A 23756-nucleotide genomic window follows, 5' to 3' on the forward strand; every position below is an offset into this window, starting at 1 on the left:
GTGCCCCTGAATCCCGGGAAAGTTGGCTCAACGAGCGAATGAGGAGCACAAGTGCCCCAGAATCCCGGGAAAGTTGGCTCAACGAGTAAATGAGGAGTCCTTCCTCGCCACCTGCCATCCTTTCGACGCTCACTATACAAAAAAAGGCTAGGCCCTCCTTGTTAAAGGAGAGCCTAGCCTTTCTACTTAAGTTCGCGTGTTCGCGCGCACCCGCCCACAACTCAGGCGGTGTACTTCTCCAGTGTAGCCCGGACCGCGCCTGGTCCAGCCACCATCGCGGTGAACATATCCTCAATAGTCCCGCCCAGTCCGGCAGCGTACAGGTCTACGCCGAAGATGGCCTGATCCTCCAGCACCGCGCGCACGCCAGCGGCCGTAGCCGCATCCGCGCCCAGAGCAATGCCTTCAAGCCGCGCCTGCAGCGATTCCAGCAGCGGATCAGGGCTCAGCGTGAACGCTGCGCCTTCATCGTTCACGCCGAGCAGGTACCGGCACCACGCTGCAATCGCCAGCGGAATGGCAGTCAAATCCCTAGGGTAAAGCTCATCCCGGCGGATGTACGACTTGATCGTCTCGCCGAAGCGGATGCCGACCTTCTGCGAGGTATCCGTAGCGATCCGCTGCGGAGTATCAGGGATGAACGGGTTGGCGAACCGTTCCTGCAGCACCTCGTCCAGGAACTGCTTCGGACTCAGGATGCCCGGATCAACGACAACCGGCAGGCCTTCCTTGTAGCCGATGGTCTCCACGAGCTTGCGCAGCGTGGCATCCTGCATCTCGTCAGCGATAAGCGTGTAACCGAGCAGACAGCCGGTGACCGCCAGCGCCGTATGCAGCGGGTTGAGGCAGGTGGTTACCTTCATCGTCTCCACGTTGTTAACCGTGTCGCGGTCCGTGAAGATAATACCGGCTTCCTCCAGCGCCGGACGTCCGTTCGTGAACTTATCCTCAATGACCAGATACTCGCTGATCTCCGCATTAACGAAGGGAGCGGTGTACGTGTTCTTGGAGGTGACGATCACATCCATGCCTCCGATGCCTTGCTCCAGCAATGCGGCCTGGACGGATTCGGACGGGCGCGGGGTGATTTTGTCGATCATGGACAGCGGGAAGGTGATCTTCTGCTCATCCTCCAGGTAGGCTACGAAACCTTCTTCTACATGGCCCTTCGCTGCCCATTCCTTGGCGATGGTGACCATGCCCTGCTTCAGCTTATCGCCGTTATGCGAGCAATTATCCATGCTGACGAAGGTCATCGGGTACTGGCCCTTCAGGTAACGCTTGTAGGCGAAGGAAGCGACGATACTCATCGCGTGGATCGGATGCTCCGGCCCCCCGGCGATGTCCTTCTCCACGATACCCAGATACTGGCCGTTCGGACCCGTTAGGGAATAGCCCTTCTCCGTAATTGTGAAGCTCGCCATCTGCAGACTGGGATTCTCAAAAATCTCAGTCAGACGGCTGTAATCCGCTTCCCGCGTCTTATCTGCGGTGATGCCTTCCACAATGCTGCTGACGATCCGCTTCTGAAATTCTCCCGCCGCATTCATCAGCACCAATAGAGTCAGATTGTCATAAGGCTTGTAGACCTTATCAATCATCTCGAAGTCAAAGGTCTCGGCCGCGATAATGCCGGTGTCGGCCTTTCCGCTGTCCAGCAGCTTCTGGTGCGCATTCGCCACGAAGCCTCTGAAGATATTTCCCGCTCCGAAGTGAACCCATTCCGGCTTCTTCAGCGTATTCGCCGCTACCGCCTCATAATCGAACTGCGGCAATGCGACGCCTGCGGCTTCCCAAGCATCCCGGTCCGCAATGCTGTTTCTGTTCAGACTCAGCATTTATTTGGCCCCCTTGACATTCTCCAGGCTGTCCCATACGCCCAGCAGATACATGATGCCCATCGCCCGGTCATAGAGGCCATAGCCTGGACGGCAATTTTTCTCCTCGCCCCAGAGATGTCTGCCATGGTCCGGACGCACATAGCCGGTGAAGCCGCTCTCATGATACGCCTTAACAACCTCCGCCACATCTACGCTGCCATCGCGTCCGCGGTGGGATACCTCGATGAAGTCTCCGTTATCGAACACCTTCACATTACGGATATGGGCAAAATAAATCCGGTCACTGAACTCACGGATCATTGCCGGCAGATCATTCTCCGGGTTCGTTCCCAGCGAGCCGGTGCAGAAGGTCAGGCCGTTATACGGGCTGTCGACCATGTCCAGGAAGCGGCGGATCGTATCGCGGCTGCGGATAATGCGCGGCAGTCCGAAGATCGGCCAGGCCGGATCGTCAGGGTGGATCGCCATTTTGATATCCACTTCTTCACACACCGGAATGATGCGCTCCAGGAAATACTTCAGGTTGTCGAACAGCTTATCTTCGGTAACGTCAGCATATGCCGCGAACAGCTCATCCAGCTTGGCTAGCCGCTCCGGCTCCCAGCCGGGCATCGTGAATTGTCCGGCACCCTTCAGGATGCGGTCTACCATCTCGCGCGGATTATCGGTAATGGCAGCCTTTTCATAAAAGAGTGCATTCGAGCCGTCCGGCAGCTCCTTATACAGCTCGGTACGGGTCCAGTCGAACACAGGCATGAAGTTGTAGCAGATCACCTTAACGCCGACCTTGGCCAGCTTGCGGATTGTATCGATATAGATGTCAATATATTTGTCGCGGGACGGCAGTCCGATTTTGATATCATCATGAACGTTGACGCTTTCAACCACCGCTGTACTGAAGCCCTTGGCTGTGATCTGATCGGCAACCTTCTGGATTTCTTCCATTTCCCAGACCTCACCGGCCACCTTGTGGTGCAGCGACCAGACGATACCCATAACGCCCGGGATTTGACGGATGTGGTCAAGAGTGATGTTGTCATTGCCCTCGCCGTACCATCTCCAAGTCATATTCATTGTCATTTTCCTCCTTAAGTAAGATAAGCATAAATACAAATGATAACCATCCGAAGCCTTGTGACAATTGACCTTACAGAAACATCGGTTCATATGAGATAATCTTGTATACAAGGTTGATTCGTAATGATCATAGAATATGCGTACATCTTTGTCAATGAAATTCATATCCCTTTTCTATATAATGGGGGGAAGAACAATCCCGAACAGAAAGTTGGTCTATGCATGACTTCCAAAAAAGAAATAATGGCCTACCTCAAGCAGGAGATTCTCTCCCTTGAGCTGAAGCCGGGGGCGATGATCAGTGAGACGGCTCTGTCCGAGCGCTTTCAGCTGTCGCGGACGCCGATCCGTGATGTGCTGAAGCAGCTGTCCCTGGAGCAATACGTCGATATCTATCCCAAAAAAGGCAATCTCGTATCCTACATAGACCTGGAGTCAGTGGAACAGATTATCTACCTGCGCAATGTGCTGGAGAAGGAGATTATGAAGTCGCTGGCCGGGAATATCCCGCTAAAAGGGCTGCATGAGCTGAGGGATAACCTAACGCAGCAGCAGAAGTGTATCGAGCAGGCGGAGGGGGCGGAGGTATTCCTGCACTTGGATGACCAGTTCCACCGCACGATGTTCGGCTTAGCCGGGCGTGAGTTCCTGTGGGGTGTGCTCCAGCAGTTCAATGTGCACTACATCCGCTACCGCAAGCTGCATATGCTGAAGGACGAGAAGCTGACGGCGATTCAGCAGGAGCATCAGCAGCTTCTGGATTATATCGTGCAGGGCGACACCGCGGGGATCGACGAGCTGCTGCACCATCATTTGCGGGCGGATATCGACTCCAAGAACCTCCAGGAGCATTTCGCCACGTATATCAAAAAATAGGGCTGGACTTTATCAATTCCCGCCCGCAATAGCGCAACAAGCCTGCCTTCATCATCCATGAGGGCAGGCTTGTACTAAAAATATAAGAACTTATATGTTGCACACGATAACTTATCCTTCTATTTCTCGCTGAAACGGTACCGTCCTTTAAAAGGACGGCGAAGCCGTTTCTACTTGATATAAGGTTGCCGAGGCTTTGCGCTGCCTAGCTCCTGCCCTCGCGGTATTCCCGCGGAGACTGGCCGCTCCAGCGCTTGAACTGTCTGCTGAAATGGGCGATATCGCGGTAGCCGAGCAGGCCTGATATCTGGCTGACGCTCAGGCTGTGGTCATCCAGCAGCACCTTGGCCTCATGCAGCATCTGCTCCGACAGGTAGACGCGGGGGGAGAGGCCGAAGACCTGGCGGAAGACCCGGTAACAGTGTGAGGGGCTGATCCCTAGCTCAGCCGCGATATCGTCAACACCATAATGGCTGTCATACGGCACCTCCTGCTTGAACTGCTGATAGACCAGCCCCTGGAGGCGGCTGCGGATCTGGTGGGCCAGCTCCATTCGCTCATAAGTGCCCGGGGAGGAATTGTCGGCCTCCAGAGAGAAGACCTCCCAGAGCTGGGCGAACAGCTCGAAGACGGCGGACTGCAGCCTCATGCGCTGGGAGATCGTGATGCTGCCGGAGCCGGAGGTGGAAATCTCCACCAGCCTGCTGAGGAGCGGTCCTAATCTGTGGGCAACATTGCTCTCTGAGGTGAACAATACATGATTCAGCCGGCTGAGAAGCGAAATGAACAGCTTGTCATCGATATCGAAATGGATGCAGAAATAGGTAAAGGAACCGCCGTTTCCGCTGCGGCTGGAATGGATATCGCCCGGCCTCAAGAGGACCAGATCCCCGGCGCGCTGGAGATAGCTGTGGTTGTTGACCGTGAGCTGCTGCTCTCCTTCAAGCACATAATTGAATTCATATTGGGGATGGGCGTGCTGCGGATAATCCCATTCCCCGCTCACCTTGCGCAGATGCATGCCGAACAGGTTGAGCGTGGTTTTCACATCCGGGATGATAGTTTCACTAAGGCTTTGCCCCGGGACCGGCGGTTCAAAAGCTGCAACCAATAGGATCGCCCCCTGATACTTTGCGTTCTCGTGATAGATATTCAGGCTATGTGCCTGTTTTATCCGGAATATAAGAATTTATATGTTGCACACGATAACTTATCCATCTATTTCCCGCTGAAACGGTAGCGTCCTTTAAAAGGACGGCAAAGCCGTTTCCACTTGTTCTTAGTATACAGGATTCTGCTTGATTTGGGTAAATATTAGCGTGATTTGACAATGTTCCGGGGCTGCAGCTGCGTGGTAGGATGAACCTGAAAGAAATCTAGTATACAAGATGTATGCAGAGGAGATATGGATATGAGACAACAATCCGGGAATGAGTATGCTGCACAATATGACAGCGGATACAATGCGTGGTTAAGCTATCCTAAGCTTCAACAAGGCCCGCTATATAAGCAATATGTGAAATGGTGCGGAGCGGTATCCGTTACAGAAGGCGGGGAGACCCTCCAGGCTGCACTTCAGGAATGGACAAGAGGTATTTCCTCGCTGTTGGACATTGAGGTTGTATCCAAGCCGCAGCCGGAAGAATTCGGTGTGGCCTTCGGCACCTTCGCGGGTAATCATCCGCTGATTAAGGGCTTGTTCGATGACAAGGAAGTCCAAGCTGTGGGAGCAGAAGGGTTCGCCATCCGTACCAGCCAGTCCTGTAAATGCATTGCTGTAGGGGCTTCCTCCCAGGCAGGTGTATTGTACGGCGTCTTCCATCTACTGCGCCTGATCGCCAGCGGCAAGGACATTGAGCATCTGGATGAAGTAGTGAATCCTGTGAATTCGCTGCGGATGATTAATCACTGGGATAATTTCGACGGCAGTGTGGAGCGCGGTTATTCCGGCAGATCCTTCCTGTATGAGAATAACCAGTTCACGAAGGATATGGACCGGATTACAGACTATGCGCGGCTGATGTCTACCGCCGGCATCAACGCGATAGCAATCAACAATGTTAACGTTCATGCACTGGAGACGCTGTTTATCTCTACCTATCTGCCGGATGTGGCGGGAATCGCCGATATTTTCCGCATCTATGGCATCCGCCTGTACCTGAGCGTGAATTTCGCCGGACCTATGCATGAAGGGGAAGTCGGCAGCGCTGATCCGCTGGATGCAGGCGTGCGGGAATGGTGGAAGACAAGAGCGGCTGACATCTATGCCGCGATTCCCGATTTCGGCGGCTTCGTGGTCAAGGCCGATTCGGAGAACCGTCCCGGCCCGTTCACCTACGGGCGGAACCATGCGGACGGAGCCAACATGCTGGCGGAAGCCCTGGAGCCTTACGGCGGCATTGTTATCTGGCGCTGCTTTGTATACAACTGCAAGCAGGACTGGCGTGACCGCAAGACGGACCGGGCCAGAGCGGCCTACGATCATTTCAAGCCGCTGGACGGCCAGTTCCATGATAATGTCATTCTGCAGATCAAGAACGGGCCGATGGATTTCCAGGTCAGAGAGCCGGTATCTCCGCTGTTCGGGGCGCTGGAACGCACCAACCATGTGATTGAATTCCAGATCGCCCAGGAATACACCGGACAGCAGCGCCATGTCTGCTATCTTGTTCCCCAGTGGAAGGAGATCATGGAATTCGATACACAGGCCAAGGGCGGCCCGGCTCCGGTGAAGCGTATCGTGGACGGATCGCTGTGGGGCAACCGCCTGAGCGGGATTGCGGCGGTATCCAATGTGGGCAATGACCGGAACTGGACCGGCCATCTGCTGGCCCAGGCCAACCTGTATGGCTTCGGCCGGCTAGCCTGGAATCCCGAGCTGAGTGCGGAGGAGATTGCGGCAGAGTGGATCGCATTAACCTTCGGTACAGACACTGCGGTGGCTGGAGTCATCAGCCGGATTTTGCTTAATTCATGGGAAATCTACGAGTCTTACACCTCTCCGCTTGGCGTGGGCTGGATGATCAATCCTGAGCATCACTACGGCCCGAATGTGGACGGCTATGAATATTCGATGTGGGGAACCTACCATTATGCCGATCACCAGGGCATCGGGGTAGACCGCACCGTAGCAACCGGAACAGGCTACAGTGCGCAATACATGGGCAGCAATGCCGTGCGTTATGATTCGCTGGAGGAATGCCCGGATGAGCTGCTGCTGTTCTTCCACCATGTGCCATACACTCATGTGCTGCATTCCGGCAAAACCGTGATCCAGCATATCTACGATACGCATTTTGAAGGTGCAGAGCGTGCCGAAGGCCTGCTGGGCGCCTGGGGCGGACTGAAGGGCAGCATCGCAGACGGCCTGTACACTCAGGTGGAGGAACGCCTTAAGGGGCAGGCGGCTCATGCCAAGGAATGGCGCGACCAGATTAATACGTATTTCTACCGCAAGAGCGGAATTGCAGATGCATTAGGCCGGACCATCTACTAAGGGAGCGCCTGCGCCACGGACGGTAACGTCCTGTCTCTTGACAGGGTGAGCCATGAACTCATTTGGGTAACATCGAGGAGGATAAGATCTCATGGCACTGACTTTCAGTGATGTGATGGAGCACTTGAATGCAGGGGTACAGCTGCCAGCGGATACGGTGGATAAGCTGGAACCGGATGCTGCGGGAACAGAAGTGCAGGGAATTGTGACGGCCTTCGCAGCTTCACAATATGTAGTGGAGCAGGCGGTCCTGCTTGGCGCCAACCTGGTGATTACGCATGAAGGTGTATTTTATACCCACCGGGATCACCCGGACGGTCTGCCGCAGGATTCTGTCTACCAGCAGAAGTCTGAGCTCATTGCCCGTAGCGGAATAAGTCTCTACCGCTTCCATGACACGATACACCGTTACACGCTGGACGGAATCGTCGAAGGGCTGCTGCAGGAGCTGGAATGGGGCGCATATGTGGAGCGGCATCTGCCTGAGGTGTCGATCCTCACCATCCCTGAGATGACCGTTTCGGAAGTGGCCGCTTATGTGAAGCAGAAGCTGAATATCCCTTATGTCCGTGCTGCCGGGAACCTCTCTGCTGCATGCTCCAGGGTGGGGGTGCTGGTGGGTTTCCGGGGGAACGGCAGTACCGTCATCCCGATGTATGAGCAGGAGTCGCTTGATCTGGTCATCGCCGGTGAAGGCTTCGAATGGGAGGTGCCTGAGTATATCCGGGATGCGGTCAGGCAGGGCAAGGACAGGTCACTCATCATGCTCGGCCATGCCGAGAGCGAAGCGCCGGGAATGAAGCTGCTGGCAGAGCGGCTGAGCCGGCGCTTCCCGGAGATGCCGGTTCACTTCATTCCGGAGCAGCCAGTGTTTCAAATCCTATAACTAGCGTAATTTAGAGATATCCCGAACCGCCAGTCACGGCGGTTTGGGATATCTCTTTTTACTTGTTTCGAAAACTATGATTTCCTTCTAAAACAGCATACATTATGCTCGCAAGCAGGCACACGGACCGAATGTATGTGGAAAACAGTATACATTATGCTCACAAGCAGGCACACGAACCAAATGTATGCGGAAAACAGCATACATTGTGCTCGCAAACAGGGTTCTATAAACGACTAATATAATAACGCTACTGACATAACATTGTCAGTAGTGTTTTTAATCAGCGGCCGTCCTGCCGCCGCTCCTTCTCCGCCAGAATCTCCTTGATCATGTTAGCGTTATTCTTATCTGCTATGAGAATGCCTTCGGGACCGGCTATGGCGACTATACCGGAGACCCCAATGACATGCAGCGGCACCTCCAGCTCGTTAATAAGATAACTGTCTCCGCATTCTCCCCATAGTCCGCCTGCTCCAATGACCTGTGACGGGAGCCGGGCCGTCAGCGTATCCCAGCTTCCCAGATCGGACCATTCCCCTTCATGTCTTACGACAACAGCCTTGGTGCTGCGCTCTGCCACTTCCTTGTCGAAGCTGCGGACCGGGAGACCGGGATACTGTGCGGTCAATGCTGCGAAATCCACAGGCAGCCCCAGCCGCTCCAGATGCTCCAGCAGGAAGCCCAGCCGCACAGCGAACACCCCGCAATTCCATAAGGCATTCTCCCGCATCAGCTCCAGGGCTTTAACCTTATCCGGCTTCTCTGCGAAAGATAACACAGGAGCATACCCGCCAGCGTCCTCCTGCGCCGGGACGATATAGCCGTATTGCTCTGAGGGAGATGAAGGCTTCGTTCCAAGCAGGAGGAGTTCGGCCTCAGAATCGGCCAGAATAGCCTCGAATTGATGGAACTGGCGGAAGAAATCATCATCCGCGTACATGTCGCCCGGTGCGATACAGATGATGTCCTCCGGCTGTGCCTTTCCGGCGGCAAGCAAGTGCAGCGCGCCAAACGCGGCAGCAGTAAAGGTCCCGCGCTTGCACGGCTCTCCGATTACCGGATGATTGCTCCCGGTATACCGCTGCGTGAGGGCTACCTGCTGCTGATGGGCCACGAGCAACAGGGATTCATCCAATCCGGCTTGGCTGAGCTGACGGCATACCCGCCCGATCATGGATTCTGTGCCCCCGCCCGGTGCAGGCAGCAGCGGCAGGAACATCTTGGAGCGGATGCTGCCGGACAGAGGCCACAATCTCTGGCCGGAGCCGCCGCACAGAAGAATAGTATGCATCACGTTTCTTGCCTCCTTAAGGCTTGCCCGGAGTGGAGTATCCCTTGCGCTGATGGAAGGAGAGCGAACGGTAAGTATGGGCATACTTGCTTAACTGCTCTTGTCCCAATGAGCCCGCCGGGGTCTTCAGCGCTTTATTATTGGCATTTTTGAGCAGCACAGAGGCGCGGTTTGTGCTGTACACGTAGTTGGCATAGGTCTCGAATTCAGAGAAGCCGAACTGCCGCTTCTTGTTGATGGAGTGCAGAATAGCCGCATGCCAGGACATGCCGTGGCGGGCTGCTATTTTTCTTTTGAGATTGGCCAGCTTCGCGGACTCGAAAAGCATATAGTGGGTGACGAACGACTTGGGCGAAGGCGCAGGTACACCGAGCAGCTTGCGGTAGGTGCGGAAATACTCCGGCTGGCTCCAGCTGCGGCAATAGAAGATGCTTTTCCCGCCGGAACGGAAGCGATGGGGACGGATGAGCACCGTATCTGCATCAATGACCAGGAAATACTTCTCGCGGCACACCTGATCCCCATTCATTTTGAGCAGCTGCTGATACAGCCAGCCTGACCGGTTCCAGCGGGAGGAGGAATAGCGGATTGCTTTTTTGGTGAATGGGAGGACGGTGGTTTCATTGACGAAGACGCAAGCCTTCCGGGAGCACAGCTGTCTGATTCTACTATTCTCCGGCGAGACAATGTAGATATTACTGATAGGGTGCTGGACATAACGGCGAAGACTATCAATCACAAAGGAGAGGGTGGCGAGGTCCTTTTCGATAGCAGGAATCAGGACGTCGATCGGCGGAGCGCTTGAGGTCACACTTACGGCAGGAACGGACATGGATTCATCTCCATACATATATTGACATTTGACGTCTTCACTAGGGTATGCCTGCTGAGCTGTGGTGGAGAGGGCAAACATCCTGCATCAAGTTAATCTTTTCATACGGGGCAAATGATATATTCCATGGCACCTCCACCGGCATAGGATGCAGTGAATATGTATTTTTATGTAAAAATACAATGTTGACTCCCAGCCCGGACAGGAGAGTGCATAAGTGACAGCTAAAAAGGTTCAATCAGGCCAAAGCAAATGGTATAAGACACAACTGCTGCTTAAGAACGAGACAATCAAGGCGTTCATCCCCGATACCCGGAGATTTAACAGGCGTAATCTGGAGCAGATGATGCACGGTTATGGAATGATCTATATCAAGCCGGAACGGGGAACGTATGGCATGGGCGTGATCCGCGCGGAGCGGAGGGACCGGCAGGGATATATGTATCAGTATGAGGAGACTGTGCGCCGGTTCGCTACGTTTGAGGCTTTTCATCACAGTCTGGCGGCAAGAATCGGCAAGAGGAGCTATCTGCTGCAAAAAGGCATCCACCTGCTGAAGCATCACGGGCGCCGCTTCGATATCCGGGTGATGGTGCAGCTCAGTCCCAAGGGCGTATGGGAGCCTACCGGAATTATCGGGCGGCTCGGGCACCCGCGCAAAATTGTGACCAATTACCACAGCGGCGGCAAACCAACCGCAGTGGAGCATTTGCTCTCCACCCATCTGTCTGCGCAGCAGCTTATGCAGCTTAAGGGGGAAATGAACCGGCTGGGCACCCGCATAGCGCAGCAGCTAAAAAAGACTTATCCGCACCACCGGCAGTTCGGTGTAGACGTTGGACTGGACCGCGCGTTGAAGCCGTGGATTATTGAAGTGAATATGAATCCTGATCCTTATATTTTTAATCAGCTGAAGGATAAATCTATGTACCGCAGGGTCATGAGATACCGTGGGCTGGGTCTGAAGCGGAAATGCAATTAGTACAGCATCAGAACTAACCGTATGAAAATTACTTTAACTCATCTCTTGCTGAGGGTTGCCGTACCCGATTAAGGTACTATTAGACCCTAACATTCGGCTGGGGACGATGCTTTGAGCTAGCATCCCAGCCGAGCCTTCCCGCCGCCCCTGCTACACCGCCCCCAACTCTCATCAACTCCACCGTTGCTTGCCCCCACAGGCATAGCGAACTCCCGGTACTTTATAGTAAAATAAGATAAATTTAACGATATACTCTCCCTCCGGAAGGGTGGATATTCAAGGCAATCATTAAGCGTATAAAGGTGGCAGGACAAGCTCATGAGAAAAAGCGTTGTATTTAAAGCGGTTTCATGTTACTTTATAGTCAATAAAAACGTTTTTATCAAAAAGGAACATTGATATGGCTAAGATAACGATCAAGGATGTCGCACGGGAAGCCGGGGTCTCCATCTCAACGGTCTCCAACGCCCTGAATGATGTGGATGTGCTGAGCCCGGAGACCAAAGCCCATATTCTGAAGGTGGCCCAGCGCCTGAATTACGTTCCGAATCTGAACGGCAAGCTGCTGAAATCGGGGACCACGAAGATGCTGGGATTCTTCACGACAAGTGTGTCCGGTCCGTACTTCTACAAGCTGGTAGAATCCATGTCCCGTCAGTGCGACCGCATGGGCTATGGCCTGAATGTATTTGTCACCAAGGACAAACAAGTGATTATGAGCAACATCCTCGGAAGACGGGTAGATGGTGTCATTATCTATGAGGAGCTGGGGATCGACGAGCAGGACATTGCCGCGATGAAGAAAGACAAGATCAAGGCGGTGTTTCTGGACCGGGTGCTGGAGGATGAAGGAATGGGCAGCATTATCTTTGATTCCTATGAATCAGGCTATGCCGCTACGAAGTATTTAATCAGCCTGGGGCATAAGCGGATTGCCTATATCTCCGGCGTGGATACGATGTTTGACAGCGTGCAGCGGAAGGAAGGCTATCTGGCCGCGCTGCGTGAATACCAGCTTCCGGTGGAGGAGGATTTTATCCTTCAGGGGTATTTTGAGGAGGACAGCACCTATAATGCTGTGAAGTCTTACCTCCGTCTGCATCCCGCACGAGTCCCTGACGCCTTCCTGGCCGGCAATGATATCAGTGCAATGGGCTGTATTCAAGCGCTCAAGAGTTACGGTTATGAAGTGCCGCAGGATGTCAGCGTGATGGGCTTCGATGATATTGATATCGCACCTTATTATTCGCCGCCGCTCACGACGGTAAGGAATCAGATTGCAAGACAGGGCATGCTGGCGATTGATCATCTGGTCCGCATGATTCAAGGCAAGGAGCAGGGTGCGGCACAGAAGCTGCAGGGCGAGCTTGTCGTAAGAGGCTCAAGTCATGTGAAGCTGGAGCGGAAGGACCGCAGATAGAGGGCAGCGGGTGAAACTGATTTTACAGGAGGGGGATTTTTTGCGCCAAAATAAAAACGTTTTTATTGATTTGTGCACCAATTTTAGCACCATCCGGATATCTCAATGGAGAGGGGGACAAGATCATGAATAAAACACCAGCGTCTGCAACATCAGCTTCCATCCCGCCAGCAATTCCACCGTCCGCCAAGAAGCCCATGGGGCAGCGGATCAAAGAATTTGTAACCGATTACAAGCGGCAGTGGGAGATTCAGTCGATGGTGCTGCCGGGCATTATTTTTATGATTATTTTCTGCTACATACCCATCTACGGGCTGACAATTGCTTTTAAGAATTACACGGTTATCGATACCTTATCCACTGCACCTTGGGTGGGACTGGATAACTTCAGGATTATTTTGTCGGACGAATACTTCTGGGATGCTGTTATCAATACGCTGGGCATCAGCTTCCTGAAGCTTGGAGTCGGGTTCATCATTCCGATTATTCTCGCCATTATGATCTACGAGCTGAACATGGGCCGCTTCAAAAAATTCGTCCAGACCATCTCCTATCTGCCGCATTTCCTCTCGTGGATCGTCCTGGGCGGGATGCTGATCACCTGGTTCTCTACTTCCGGCTTGTTCAATGAGCTGCTGCTGAATCTTGGGCTGATCTCGAAGCCGTCCAACATCCTGCTGGATGCAGGCAAGTACTGGTGGATTGCGACGCTGTCGGATATCTGGAAGGAAGCCGGATGGGGCACGATTCTGTATCTGGCCATCATGGCCAAGATCGACCCCACCTATTACGAAGCGGCACGGATTGATGGAGCCGGCCGGCTGCGTCAGATCTGGAATATCACCCTTCCGAACATGAAGGCGATTATCAGCCTGAACCTGATCCTGACGGTAAGCGGCTTGCTTGGCTCGAACCTGGATCAGACGCTGGTCTTGATGAACTCGCAGAACCGGGAGAAAGCAGAGGTCATCAACTCCTATGTCTACCGGATGGGGATGACGCAGGGTGATTTCTCTTATGCTACGGCTGTGGGCCTCGGTGTCTCCATTGTGTCGGTAATCCTGCTGCTTATGGCCAACAAGGTCACCAGTAAATTGAACGATAATCAATCCGTGTTGTAGAGGGGGCGCTAGAGTGAATCAGAAGGTCATACGGGAAGATCTCGACAGCCGGATCTTTGATGCGGTGAATAAGGTGCTGTTGGTCTGCTTCATGGTTATTATCCTCGTTCCCTTATGGAACGTAATTATCTCTTCCCTTAGTTCGGGCAGGGCGCTTGCCGAGGGCGGTTTCATCTTCTGGTCCAAAGAATTCTCGCTCGAGAATTACCGGGCGGTCTTCAATGACAGCACGATCGGCCAATCCTTCGTGGTCTCGGTCGCCAAGACGTTCATCGGGGTGATCACCCACGTGTTCTTTTGCGCAATGATCGGCTACGGTCTCAGCAAAAGATACATCCGCGGCCGCAAGCTGTATGTGGCGATGGGCGTGATCACGATGTTTTTCTCCGGCGGAATGATTCCGACGTATCTGCTGATCAAATCGCTCGGACTGCTGAACAGCTTCTGGGTCTATATTATCCCCGCGTTATTCAGCTATTACGATGTGGTGATTCTAATGAACTTTTTCCGGAACGTGCCGGATTCGCTGGAGGAGTCGGCGAAGATTGACGGCGCAGGCGATTGGCATATTTTCCTCAAAATTTTCATTCCGCTGTCCATGCCCGCAATGGCCACCATCGCCCTGTTCAACGGGGTGGGACAATGGAACGACTTCATGACCACGAAGCTGTATATCACCGATCAGGCGCTCTACCCGCTGCAGATGAAGCTGTATGAGATTATTGTGCAGTCGCAGACCCAGTCCATGCAGAATATCGGAGGCTCCGTCGTCATTGAGACCACCACCAAAGGAGTTCAGCTGGCGACCATTGTCATTACCACACTGCCGATTGTTGCGATGTATCCTATTCTTCAGCGGTACTTCATCTCCGGCATGATGCTGGGAGCGGTCAAGGAGTAGAAGAGATTCACTACATTACAGGAGGTCAAGAAGATGATCAAGATAACTAAAGTTCTCGGCACAAAAACGCTTAAACCCGCACTGCTCCTGATGGCGGCTATGCTGGTGGCAGCAGGGTGCAGCTCCGGCGGAGGTTCCACTAAGGAGGTAGAGGTGTCCCTGGACAACCGGTATACGGTAGACCCCGAGACTCCGGCCTGGCAGCTGGATAAGAAAGAGGAGACTACGGATCTTACCTGGTATGTGAACGCGGACTGGTGGAATACGGACTTCGGCAAGGATGAAGTCACCAAGAAGATCAAAGAGGATCTGAACATCAACATCAAGTTCATTACCGGGGATGATACGAAGCTGAACACCTTCTTCGCGGGCGGCGATATGCCGGATCTGCTGACGATCTTCGACTCCAATTCCCCGGTTGTGCAAAAAGCCGCCACCTGGGCGCTTCCGCTCAATGAGCTGGCGGAGAAGTATGATCCGTATTTCAACAAGGTGGCCGCTGCCGACACGCTCAACTGGTTCCAGCTGAAGGACGGCAAAACCTACGGTTATCCGAACTATTCCAATACCCAGGCGGATTATGACAGCGGCAATATTCCGGCGAAGACGGCTTTTGTTATACGCAAGGATGTGTATGAAGCGCTTGGCAGTCCTGACTTCGGGACCCCGGAGGCCTTCAGGAAGTCAATGAGTGAGATTAAGGCCAAGTTCCCGGACATGATTCCCTTCGGGTTCAACGCAATTGGAGAAGGGACCGGCTCGCTCGGCGATGCGCTGCAGGACTTTCTGGGCGTTCCGCTGGAGACAGAGGACGGCAAGTTCTACAACCGCAATCTGGATGAGGATTATCTGACCTGGCTGCGGACGCTGAATGCCGTGTATAGAGACGGGGCGATCAGTGATGACAGCTTCGCGGATGACGGAACCGGCTTTGAGGAAAAGGTGAAATCCGGCAAATATGCCACGATGCTGCTTGATGGTACACCTCAGCAGGGCGGCAATCTGCAGATCTTCATGAGTGCCAATCCAGGTAAGGAGTATATGGCTGTTGACGGGCCGCAGAGCACCGTAGGACATCAGCCGACCCTCAATCAATCCGGGATTACCGGCTGGATGATCAATTACATCACCAAGAATTGCAAGGACCCGGCCAAAGCGATTCAAATCTTCACTTATCTGCTGAGCGAAGAAGGGCAGAGGCTGATGAACTACGGGATTGAAGGCGTAACTTATAAATCCAATCCGGACGGTACGGTTGAATTGCTGCCGGAAGTGAAGGACCTGCAGCTTAATAATGCGGATAAGTTCAAGAAGGACTACCGGATGGGCGAATTCATGTTCTTCGGACATGACCGCCACAAAGCGCTGAGCAAGGATGCCTTCCCCGAGTCGATCAAGCAGATGCAGGAATGGGGCAAGGGCAAGCTGAAGCCGCATTTCATCCTGGAGAACATTAACCCGGATCAGGGAACGCCGGAGGCCCGCGGGCAGACGGCCATTAATACGAACTGGAACACCACGCTGGTCAGCATGATCCGTGCCAAGGACGAAGCAACCTTTGACAGCGTTCTGGCGGAGCATAAGGCCTTCCTGGATAAGAATAACTGGAGCAAGATTGTAGAGGTCCGCAGTGAGAAGATGAAGGCCAATAAGGAAAAGCTGGGCATTAAGTAGGCAAGGCGCAAGGGAGGGCCCGCTTAAGTAACAGGATGGAGGGAAAGAACATGCGTGAAATTATCATATACCAGTCTAATGGAGAGAACCGTCTGTTCGTGAAGCAGCCTGCTGCGGCGCTGCCGCAGGCTCCTGCCGGAAGCGTTACGGTCACTGTAGATATTGATGCAAGTAAGACCTACCAGGAGATGGATGGCTTCGGGGCTTCCTTCACTGATTCGTCCGCTTACCTGATCCATCAGGTGCTTGACACCGGGCAGCGGACCGAGGTTATGCAGAAGCTGTTCGATCCGCAGAAGGGCATCGGCCTGTCCTTCCTGCGTAATCCTATGGGGGCCTCGGATTATGCCAGAACGGTCTATAGCTATAACGATATGCCTGAAGGCAGGGGCGACCCGGAGTTAGCCGGTTTCTCCATCGCCCACGATGAGGCGGACATCATTCCTCTGGTGCAGGAGGCACTCAGGCTGAATCCTGAGCTGAAGCTGATGGCCTCCCCCTGGAGTGCGCCGGGCTGGATGAAGACCAGCGGCTCGATGATCGCCGGGCGGTTGAAGCCGGAGCATTACGGAGTCTATGCGGATTATTTTGTCCGCTATATTCAGGCCTATGCTGCTCATGGCTTACCGATCTATGCTGTCACCGTGCAGAACGAGCCGCTCTATGAGCCGCAGCATTATCCCAGTATGCTGATGCTGCCGGAGGAGCAGCGGGAGTTCATCCGTAACTATTTGAAGCCTGCCTTCCGGCAGCACGGGCTGGCCGCCAAAATCTTCTGCTACGACCATAACTGGGACCGGCCGGATTATCCGCTCTCTGTGCTGGAGGAAGCCGCAGCAGACGTGGACGGCGTAGCCTGGCACTGGTATGGCGGTGCTGCGTCTGCGCAGTCGGAGGTGCAGGCAGCTTACCCGGATCACGAGGTCCATTTCACCGAAGGCTCCGGCGGGGAATGGATTCCCCCGTTCGAACAGGCTTTCTCCAATGTGATGCGTACGGGGATTGAGATTCTGCGGAATCACAGCAAGTCATTCGTGCTATGGAATATGGCCTTGGATGAGCAGAACGGCCCTACGGTGCCCGGCTTCGGGGAGAGTACCTGCCGCGGCGTAGTGACGGTTAACCAGCAGACCCGTGAGCTGAACTATACCCTGGACTATTATGCACTGGCACATTTCAGCAAAGTAATTCGTCCGGGGGCATTGCGTCTGGATTCTGCCGCGAGCCATGAACGGGTGCGCTCCGTGGCCTTCCGCAACCGCGACGGCTCACTTGCCGCCGTGCTGTTCAACGACAGCGGGGCCGAAGAGACCGTGTCTGTGCGGCTGGATGGGGAAGAGCTGCTGACTCTTACTATTGCTGCGAAGGGTGCGGTATCGGTGAAGGCGGGGGGCGAGCGGGAGTAGAGATTTTAGGCTAGACAAAGACTTAGGCTGCCGGGATTATTCCGGGCAGCCTAAGTCTTTTTAGAGTATTGTGCTGGTACGTTGGCGGAATGTAATCGGAAAACCGAATACAATGTGCTGCCGTAAGGCACGTTCGGTCAACGCGATTTTTCTAATTACTGTTTACCTTTGAAAATGCCCGCAATCTCATCAAGCAACCTATCGAGCGTAATCGGATCGTCGAAGTTATATTTGCTGTCGAGCGTGTATACACGGCCTTCCTTGACGGCAGGGATCGCTTTCCATAAGCCGCTGTCCATAAGTGCGTTCTGTCTCGCAACTGTTTTGCTGCCGGTGTCGGTCAGGAGGAACAGGTGGGTGCCGACGTACTGCGGCAAGACCTCGTCGGATATGGTTACGAACCGTTCATCGGCAGTAATCACCTTTTGGACGCCTTCCGCAGGCTTGAAGCCGAGGCGTCCAAACAGCGTTTCGTTCAAGCCTTTATTGCCCATGATGTACAGATCCTGGCCCAGGACAAGCAGGGAGGTGGCTGTCTCGCCTTCCTTCAGGTTAAGCTGCTTCTTCACAGCGTCTACCTTCGCCTGATAGTCCTTGAACCACTGATCCGCAGCAGCTGTGCGGCCGAGCAAGTCAGCGATTTGCCGGACACGCTCCTCTGTCGGGAAGGTACCGTCCAGCCCCACGACCACGGTCGGTGCGATTTTGCTTAATGCTTCGATTCCGGTCTCGTCCCAGTCGTCGAAGATAATCAGGTCCGGGGACACGGCCAGAATCTTCTCGGCGGAGAACGGGTATCCGATGTCCTCGATCCCTTCGAGCAGATCGGGGTAAGCCACTTGTGTGCCGATGACGCTTAACGAAGCTCCCGCAGGCATGATCCCCAGCGCCAGTAGGTCACCCGGATTGCTGCCGACATAGACAATCTTCTGAGGGGTTGCGGGAATCTCAACCTCGCGTTTCTTGTAATCGGTATATTTCCGTGTTGCAGCAGCTTCCTTGACACCCGCCGGACTGGCTTCGGGCGCTACAGTTGCCTGACTTGTGGCGGCGGCTGAAGGAGTTGGCGCAGACGAGTTATCCGGTTGACCGCAGGAGGCCAGGATCAGGGTGAAGAGAAGCAGGGTTAACGGGAGTACTATTTTTTTGAGGCTTGGCATGTGCAATGCTCCTTTAGAAGGTATGTATTATAATGAAGATGATAATCATTATCATTTAATTATGATAGAGAGGAATAGGGGTATTGTCAATCCTTAAGCTGCTCATTTGGAAAAAATAACTGAACCCTCTTTCTGCCTGAGAGAAGCACCCGCTGCAATAAAATGATAGAATAATAGTCATAGTCTTATACAGGGAGTGAATTTCTTATGAAAAAGATTGCTGCCGGAGTCATTGCCGGAGCGATACTGATGGTGGGTGCACAGGCGCTGGGCGCTTCTGCAACACTGGTAGGAAAGGCCATTCAGGCGGAGTATACGGTAAATGTGTATGGGAAGAAGCTGGCCGATCCGGCTATTGTTATTGACGGCAAGAGCTATGCACCCGTGCGCGCCATCGGCGAACTGGCCGGATTCCAAGTGACGGTGAAGGGTAAAACGATCAGCCTGGACGATAAAGGGCAGGCGGCACCCCCTTTGTCTGACGAAAGAAGCTCATTGGTGGGTCCGGTGCCGGTAAGCACCCCTGATCCTGCTATGACTGCGGCCAAGAGCAAAATTGATATGATTGACGACAAGATCGATGCTGTGGTTACTAACATCCTGACCACCAGCAGCCTGCTGAAGACGAGTCCCGGCAACGCCGAGCTCAAGCAGAAGCTGGAACAGTACAAGGAAGAATACGCCGACCTGCTGAAGCAAAAGGATCAGGAGCTGCAGCGATAAAAAAAATGCCCCGTAGCCATGAATGAGGTTGATCATGGGCTGCGGGGCTTTTTTGACGGAAATACATGTTCTAGCTTGCCCGTTCAGCCGCCGAAGCCGCTGCCTTATTCAAGGCCAGTCTTCGGACCAGCGGAGGGAGGGCGAAACCGTAATACACACAAACCAGCAGCGTACATACTGCCAGAAGATAGTGCAGCCAAGTGACGGAGAGGATAGCCGGAAATGCAAGGGCAACAAGCCCAAGCGCCAGCGAATGGCCGAGCATCATAATAGGCTCAATCAGAGCATTGACACGCCCCATATTCTTCGGAATGACCAGCTCCGGCAGCCAGCTGCCAATGGCTATGTTCACCGGTGCAATGCAGAGGCCTTCTATGAGGACAAGCGGAAGATAGACCCAGACGCTATCCGCTGAGCCCAGAGCAACAATGAGCAGGCTGGACAGCAGCAGTCCGGTGATCAGCACCCGGGTCCGCGTGAACCGGCGGATCAGGGGAGAGGCTGCCACACTTCCGGCCAGGAACCCTGTGCCCAGGCACAGAGTAATGAGCGAGGCATGAAGCATGTAGGAATCGGGACTGAGCTTGTATTTCATCGTAAAAATAGGCAAAACTGCAAACACCCCATTGACGATCCCGAAGAACAGGAAGCCGGAGATGAGCGTCAGGAGCAGCTTGTGGCTGAGGATATAGCGAAGACCTTCCAGGAAATCTCCGATCAGCCGGGGAAAACGGATATCCCTCAGAGCGTGGCGCCCGCCGGGCATCCGCACATCCTCATGGAACCGGCAGCTTAGAATGAGCAGTCCGGAGAGGAGGAAGCTGATACCGTCGATCAGAAGGGCGCCTTCAATACCGAGGAACCGGTAGGCGAATGCCCCAAGGCTCATGCCGAACAGCATGAACAGTCCCATAATCATCTGGTTCAGCCCGGCGGCCTGCACATATTGCTCCCGGCCGATGCTGCCCTGCAGCAAGCCCATCTCGGCAGGACCGAAGAACTTCGCTACGGCGCTGCGCAGGAAGAGCAGCAGGAAGCATAGGGTCAGCAGTCCGAAATGCAAGGCTACGAGGAGCAGCAGAGTTAATCCCGCCCTGATCCAATCGCTGTATACTGCGATACGGGCACGGTCAAGCAGGTCGGCGATGACCCCCACCAGCCAGAATACGGCCAGAGTAGGCAGAGAATACATCAGTTCAGCGGTTGCCGCCAGCGCCGGACGGGTACTGAAATGATCGACCAGGTAGTAGGCAAAGGCCATATTTCCGACCACCGTTCCGAGCTGGGAAGCGAAGTTGGCCAGGAACAGTCTGGTGAAGACAGGGTTTCGAAAAAGCACAGACATCAGATGCCTCCTATTCCTGAGCCGCCGGACGGAGCGGGGGGTTCAGCAGCTGCTTCAGATAATCAAGCAGTGCTTCGATCTGCAATTCCGTATGGGCTAGCTCTGGCCCGACAGCCAGAGTGTGTGTGGAAATTCCTTCCTGGTACGCTGCGGCAATTCTTGTTACCTGGGCAAGCGGCAGCACAGGGCTGAATTCCCCGCGCTCCACTCCTGTGCGAAGCAGCCCTTCTAAGCGTGAAAGACCTGTCTCGTACCGCTTCAACAGCAGGCTCCGCCGCCGCTCATCCCTTGAGCCGCCCAGGAAATACTCATAGAAGGCTGGCATGAAGCTCCCGCCCGGCATCTGCATAAGGTCCGTCTTCTGATCTGCATACATCCGGATGACGGCATCCCAGATTGTAGGCTGCTTAGCTGTCAGCTCCGCCAGATACTCCTCATATTCCATGTCCTGCTGGTCCAGCAGCGCCTCGAAGATTTCCTCCTTGGTCTGAAAATACAGATAGATCCAGCCGCGGCTCATTCCGGTTTCATCCAGGATATCCTTGAAGGTAGCGGCTTCGTAGCCTTTAGCGGTGAATACCAGCTTCGCAGCATTCAGGATTTTGGAGCGCCGTTCTTCCTTCTGCCGATCGGAGATTCTCGGTGACATTCAGATTCCTCCTCAATAATAATGACACATGCGTCATTATTATTATAATGACACGGTTGTCATTTTGCAAGAAGATGATTTCAGTTGCTGAAGGACTATTTGCAGCTTGAGGAGGAGACGTATGAGGAGAATGATATGGATAGTCCTTTAAAAAAGCGCTATACATGATTTTATAACACGTGTTATACTTTCCTTGAGGTGCTGAACAGTATGAGCAAAAAAAGAGTGACCAGCTTCGATGTTGCCAAACGGGCGGGCGTGTCCCGCAGTGTAGTCTCTGCGGTGCTGAACGATACGCCCGGTATAGGGGTTGGAGCAGATACACGCGAGGCTGTGCTGGAAGCGATCCGTGAGCTGAATTATCATGTGGACGCGGGTGCGCGAAGCATGAAGACGGGCAGAAGCATGACGCTTGCCGCTTACGGAGATACGCGCCATCCACTATTTATCCGGCTGCTGGAAGGGATGCAGCGGGAGTGTGAGCTGGGCGGGTATCACATTCTGCTCTGTTCCCCGCGCCCCAAGGGGAATGCGGGCGGCAGGGCCGAGCTGCTGGAATTGTATCACCAGCGGAAGATTGACGGGATAGTTACCCTGGACCACACCAGCTACAAGGATGAGGAGTGGGCGTCCCTTGTCAGCGCTGCCGGAGTCCCTTATGTCTCCGTGGAAGGGTACGCGGAAGTACCGGATGTACACTCTGTACTGGCTGATTATTCAGGCAGTGTAGAGAGCGCAATGAATTATTTGATGCGGAAAGGCACGGCACAGCAGCCGGGACCGGTCTATGCCGAGGTGTATCATGCGCTTGACACGGATAACTGGGCGGAGCGGAACCGCCGGGAAGCCTACACAAGCTGGTGTACATCGCGCGGGATGGAGCCGGAAATTATCCGTTTGGCAGAGCATGGCGGAGAATGGGCAGATTGTCTCCAGAGACTTACGGTGGGCAGCGGCCAGCCGTCTGCGCCGCTCCTGGTTAACTGGTCGAGCGCGATCCCCGACCTGTACCGTGCTGCTCATAAGCTGGGCCTGAGGATCGGCGAAGACCTGCGCATTATGGCAGCAGACAACACGATTCAAGGCGACAGGCTCAGCCTGCCCTCCTTAAGCTGCGTGGAGATCCCCTATGTCACTATGGGGGAGGAAGCCGTCCGCTGCTTGCTCGCGCAGATGAGCGGCGGGAACGGGGACATGAGCGGCGGGACCGGGAATAAGGCTGGTCAGGCCGGGAAAATCTGGCTCCCGGCCGTGTTGAAGGCGGGAGAAAGTGCGTAGATTGTGGTGCAAGTAAAACTAAAGTGTTAGCTGCTGATGGTAGTGGAGCTAAAGCGGTTAGCTGCTGATGGTAGCGGAGCTAAAGCGGTTAGATGATGGGGGTAGTGGAGCTAAAGCGGTTAGATGATGGGGGTAGTGGAGATAAGTGCTTAGAGGCTGGAGCTAGTGGAGATGGTCCGGTTGGTGGCATGGAGTGCGCTAGGTGAGCTGAAAATGAGTTGGATGCTGAAATGAGAGGGATAAATCCCTCTGAATGGGCTGGAAATAGGCCGGATGCTGAAATGAGAGGGATAAATCCCTCTGAATGGGCTGGAAATGGGCCGGATGCTAAAATGAGAGGGATAAATCCCTCTGAATCGGCTGGAAATAGGCCGGATGCTGAAATGAGAGGGATAAATCCCTCTGAATCGGCTGGGAATAGGCCTGATGCTGAAATGAGAGGGATAAATCCCTCTGAATGGGCTGGAAATGGGCCGGATGCAAAAATGAGAGGGGTAAATCCCTCTGAATGGGCTGGAAATAGGCCGGATGCTAAAATGAGAGGGATAAATCCCTCTGAATCGGCTGGAAATAGGCCTGATGCTGAAATGAGAGGGATAAATCCCTCTGAATCGGCTGGAAATAGGCCGGATGCTAAAATGAGAGGGATAAATCCCTCTGAATCGGCTGAAATTAGGCCGGATGTGCTAGTTAAGGTGAGCTGGGTGAGCGAATGAGGAGTACAAGTGCACCTGAGTTGGCTGAAAGTTGGCTGGGTGAGCAAATGAGGAGCACAAGTGCACCTGATCTCAGCAC

The 23756-nt window shown here is 54.0% G+C and carries 20 protein-coding genes; 12 read left to right on the plus strand and 8 right to left on the minus strand.

The window, feature by feature from the left end; all coding sequences use genetic code 11:
* Positions 1 to 221: 221 nt before the first annotated feature.
* On the minus strand, positions 222 to 1838 hold the full coding sequence (locus NSU18_RS29990) for a mannitol dehydrogenase family protein (protein ID WP_341150800.1): 1617 nt from the start codon (positions 1836 to 1838) through the stop codon (positions 222 to 224).
* A complete protein-coding gene (gene uxuA, locus NSU18_RS29995; protein WP_238650303.1) occupies positions 1839 to 2915 on the minus strand; it encodes a mannonate dehydratase in 1077 nt (358 codons plus the stop codon).
* A 225-nt stretch (positions 2916 to 3140) separates the two neighbouring features.
* Between uxuA and NSU18_RS30000 the strand changes: the two genes are divergently transcribed.
* The gene (locus tag NSU18_RS30000; protein WP_341150801.1) at positions 3141 to 3794 is read left to right on the plus strand and encodes a GntR family transcriptional regulator; all 654 of its coding nucleotides are present in this window, start codon (positions 3141 to 3143) and stop codon (positions 3792 to 3794) included.
* 205 nt (positions 3795 to 3999) lie between these two features.
* On the opposite strand, the gene NSU18_RS30005 is transcribed toward NSU18_RS30000, so the two are convergent.
* The gene (locus tag NSU18_RS30005) at positions 4000 to 4905 is read right to left on the minus strand and encodes an AraC family transcriptional regulator (protein ID WP_341150802.1); all 906 of its coding nucleotides are present in this window, start codon (positions 4903 to 4905) and stop codon (positions 4000 to 4002) included.
* Positions 4906 to 5205: 300 nt separating this feature from the next.
* Here NSU18_RS30005 and NSU18_RS30010 point away from each other — a divergent pair, with 300 nt between their 5' ends.
* Positions 5206 to 7290 carry an alpha-glucuronidase family glycosyl hydrolase gene (locus NSU18_RS30010; protein WP_341150803.1) on the plus strand — a complete coding sequence of 695 codons (2085 nt, stop codon included), beginning with the start codon at positions 5206 to 5208 and terminating at the stop codon, positions 7288 to 7290.
* Between the two features lie 91 nt (positions 7291 to 7381).
* Positions 7382 to 8176, plus strand: a complete 795-nt coding sequence (locus NSU18_RS30015; protein ID WP_341150804.1) for a Nif3-like dinuclear metal center hexameric protein — start codon at positions 7382 to 7384, stop codon at positions 8174 to 8176.
* Positions 8177 to 8459: 283 nt separating this feature from the next.
* Here the strand turns inward: NSU18_RS30015 and NSU18_RS30020 are convergent, their stop codons facing one another.
* Positions 8460 to 9470 carry a sugar phosphate nucleotidyltransferase gene (locus NSU18_RS30020; RefSeq protein ID WP_341151120.1) on the minus strand — a complete coding sequence of 337 codons (1011 nt, stop codon included), beginning with the start codon at positions 9468 to 9470 and terminating at the stop codon, positions 8460 to 8462.
* A gap of 16 nt (positions 9471 to 9486) precedes the next feature.
* On the minus strand, positions 9487 to 10302 hold the full coding sequence (locus tag NSU18_RS30025; protein WP_341150805.1) for a DUF6492 family protein: 816 nt from the start codon (positions 10300 to 10302) through the stop codon (positions 9487 to 9489).
* A 217-nt stretch (positions 10303 to 10519) separates the two neighbouring features.
* On the opposite strand from NSU18_RS30025, the gene NSU18_RS30030 reads away from it, so the two are divergent.
* The 6 genes from NSU18_RS30030 to NSU18_RS30055 all read left to right on the plus strand — a co-directional run bounded on the left by NSU18_RS30030 (position 10520) and on the right by NSU18_RS30055 (position 17806).
* Positions 10520 to 11284 carry a YheC/YheD family protein gene (locus NSU18_RS30030; protein WP_341150806.1) on the plus strand — a complete coding sequence of 255 codons (765 nt, stop codon included), beginning with the start codon at positions 10520 to 10522 and terminating at the stop codon, positions 11282 to 11284.
* A gap of 400 nt (positions 11285 to 11684) precedes the next feature.
* The gene (locus NSU18_RS30035; RefSeq protein ID WP_341150807.1) at positions 11685 to 12704 is read left to right on the plus strand and encodes a LacI family DNA-binding transcriptional regulator; all 1020 of its coding nucleotides are present in this window, start codon (positions 11685 to 11687) and stop codon (positions 12702 to 12704) included.
* Between the two features lie 125 nt (positions 12705 to 12829).
* Positions 12830 to 13825: an ABC transporter permease gene (locus NSU18_RS30040; RefSeq protein ID WP_341150808.1), complete on the plus strand. Its 996-nt coding sequence runs from the start codon at positions 12830 to 12832 to the stop codon at positions 13823 to 13825.
* Positions 13826 to 13838: 13 nt separating this feature from the next.
* Positions 13839 to 14726 carry a carbohydrate ABC transporter permease gene (locus NSU18_RS30045; RefSeq protein ID WP_341017976.1) on the plus strand — a complete coding sequence of 296 codons (888 nt, stop codon included), beginning with the start codon at positions 13839 to 13841 and terminating at the stop codon, positions 14724 to 14726.
* Positions 14727 to 14759: 33 nt separating this feature from the next.
* Positions 14760 to 16400, plus strand: coding sequence for a sugar ABC transporter substrate-binding protein (locus NSU18_RS30050; RefSeq protein ID WP_341150809.1), 1641 nt, complete (start codon positions 14760 to 14762; stop codon positions 16398 to 16400).
* 50 nt (positions 16401 to 16450) lie between these two features.
* Positions 16451 to 17806, plus strand: coding sequence for a glycoside hydrolase family 30 protein (locus NSU18_RS30055; protein ID WP_341017978.1), 1356 nt, complete (start codon positions 16451 to 16453; stop codon positions 17804 to 17806).
* A 155-nt stretch (positions 17807 to 17961) separates the two neighbouring features.
* On the opposite strand, the gene NSU18_RS30060 is transcribed toward NSU18_RS30055, so the two are convergent.
* The gene (locus NSU18_RS30060; RefSeq protein ID WP_341150810.1) at positions 17962 to 18966 is read right to left on the minus strand and encodes an ABC transporter substrate-binding protein; all 1005 of its coding nucleotides are present in this window, start codon (positions 18964 to 18966) and stop codon (positions 17962 to 17964) included.
* 207 nt (positions 18967 to 19173) lie between these two features.
* Between NSU18_RS30060 and NSU18_RS30065 the strand changes: the two genes are divergently transcribed.
* Positions 19174 to 19689: a hypothetical protein gene (locus NSU18_RS30065; protein WP_341017980.1), complete on the plus strand. Its 516-nt coding sequence runs from the start codon at positions 19174 to 19176 to the stop codon at positions 19687 to 19689.
* A gap of 70 nt (positions 19690 to 19759) precedes the next feature.
* On the opposite strand, the gene NSU18_RS30070 is transcribed toward NSU18_RS30065, so the two are convergent.
* Positions 19760 to 21034, minus strand: coding sequence for an MFS transporter (locus NSU18_RS30070; RefSeq protein ID WP_341017981.1), 1275 nt, complete (start codon positions 21032 to 21034; stop codon positions 19760 to 19762).
* Between the two features lie 10 nt (positions 21035 to 21044).
* A complete protein-coding gene (locus tag NSU18_RS30075; RefSeq protein WP_341150811.1) occupies positions 21045 to 21683 on the minus strand; it encodes a TetR family transcriptional regulator in 639 nt (212 codons plus the stop codon).
* A gap of 210 nt (positions 21684 to 21893) precedes the next feature.
* Here NSU18_RS30075 and NSU18_RS30080 point away from each other — a divergent pair, with 210 nt between their 5' ends.
* Together NSU18_RS30080 and NSU18_RS30085 are read left to right on the plus strand one after the other, a co-directional pair.
* Positions 21894 to 22961: a LacI family DNA-binding transcriptional regulator gene (locus NSU18_RS30080; RefSeq protein ID WP_341150812.1), complete on the plus strand. Its 1068-nt coding sequence runs from the start codon at positions 21894 to 21896 to the stop codon at positions 22959 to 22961.
* Between the two features lie 218 nt (positions 22962 to 23179).
* Positions 23180 to 23677 carry a hypothetical protein gene (locus NSU18_RS30085; RefSeq protein WP_341150813.1) on the plus strand — a complete coding sequence of 166 codons (498 nt, stop codon included), beginning with the start codon at positions 23180 to 23182 and terminating at the stop codon, positions 23675 to 23677.
* Positions 23678 to 23756: the final 79 nt, after the last annotated feature.

The sequence above is a fragment of the Paenibacillus sp. FSL H8-0048 genome, assembly GCF_038002825.1.
Lineage (GTDB): Bacteria > Bacillota > Bacilli > Paenibacillales > Paenibacillaceae > Paenibacillus_AQ.

What these genes read in the sequence shown, in the direction of transcription:
- NSU18_RS29990 (WP_341150800.1), bottom strand. Translation starts at nt 1,838, where the DNA reads ATGCTGAGTCTGAACAGAAACAGCATTGCGGACCGGGATGCTTGGGAA.
- uxuA (WP_238650303.1), bottom strand. Translation starts at nt 2,915, where the DNA reads ATGAATATGACTTGGAGATGGTACGGCGAGGGCAATGACAACATCACT.
- NSU18_RS30000 (WP_341150801.1), top strand. Translation starts at nt 3,141, where the DNA reads ATGACTTCCAAAAAAGAAATAATGGCCTACCTCAAGCAGGAGATTCTC.
- NSU18_RS30010 (WP_341150803.1), top strand. Translation starts at nt 5,206, where the DNA reads ATGAGACAACAATCCGGGAATGAGTATGCTGCACAATATGACAGCGGA.
- NSU18_RS30015 (WP_341150804.1), top strand. Translation starts at nt 7,382, where the DNA reads ATGGCACTGACTTTCAGTGATGTGATGGAGCACTTGAATGCAGGGGTA.
- NSU18_RS30020 (WP_341151120.1), bottom strand. Translation starts at nt 9,470, where the DNA reads ATGCATACTATTCTTCTGTGCGGCGGCTCCGGCCAGAGATTGTGGCCT.
- NSU18_RS30025 (WP_341150805.1), bottom strand. Translation starts at nt 10,302, where the DNA reads ATGTCCGTTCCTGCCGTAAGTGTGACCTCAAGCGCTCCGCCGATCGAC.
- NSU18_RS30035 (WP_341150807.1), top strand. Translation starts at nt 11,685, where the DNA reads ATGGCTAAGATAACGATCAAGGATGTCGCACGGGAAGCCGGGGTCTCC.
- NSU18_RS30040 (WP_341150808.1), top strand. Translation starts at nt 12,830, where the DNA reads ATGAATAAAACACCAGCGTCTGCAACATCAGCTTCCATCCCGCCAGCA.
- NSU18_RS30050 (WP_341150809.1), top strand. Translation starts at nt 14,760, where the DNA reads ATGATCAAGATAACTAAAGTTCTCGGCACAAAAACGCTTAAACCCGCA.
- NSU18_RS30055 (WP_341017978.1), top strand. Translation starts at nt 16,451, where the DNA reads ATGCGTGAAATTATCATATACCAGTCTAATGGAGAGAACCGTCTGTTC.
- NSU18_RS30060 (WP_341150810.1), bottom strand. Translation starts at nt 18,966, where the DNA reads ATGCCAAGCCTCAAAAAAATAGTACTCCCGTTAACCCTGCTTCTCTTC.
- NSU18_RS30065 (WP_341017980.1), top strand. Translation starts at nt 19,174, where the DNA reads ATGAAAAAGATTGCTGCCGGAGTCATTGCCGGAGCGATACTGATGGTG.
- NSU18_RS30070 (WP_341017981.1), bottom strand. Translation starts at nt 21,034, where the DNA reads ATGTCTGTGCTTTTTCGAAACCCTGTCTTCACCAGACTGTTCCTGGCC.
- NSU18_RS30075 (WP_341150811.1), bottom strand. Translation starts at nt 21,683, where the DNA reads ATGTCACCGAGAATCTCCGATCGGCAGAAGGAAGAACGGCGCTCCAAA.
- NSU18_RS30080 (WP_341150812.1), top strand. Translation starts at nt 21,894, where the DNA reads ATGAGCAAAAAAAGAGTGACCAGCTTCGATGTTGCCAAACGGGCGGGC.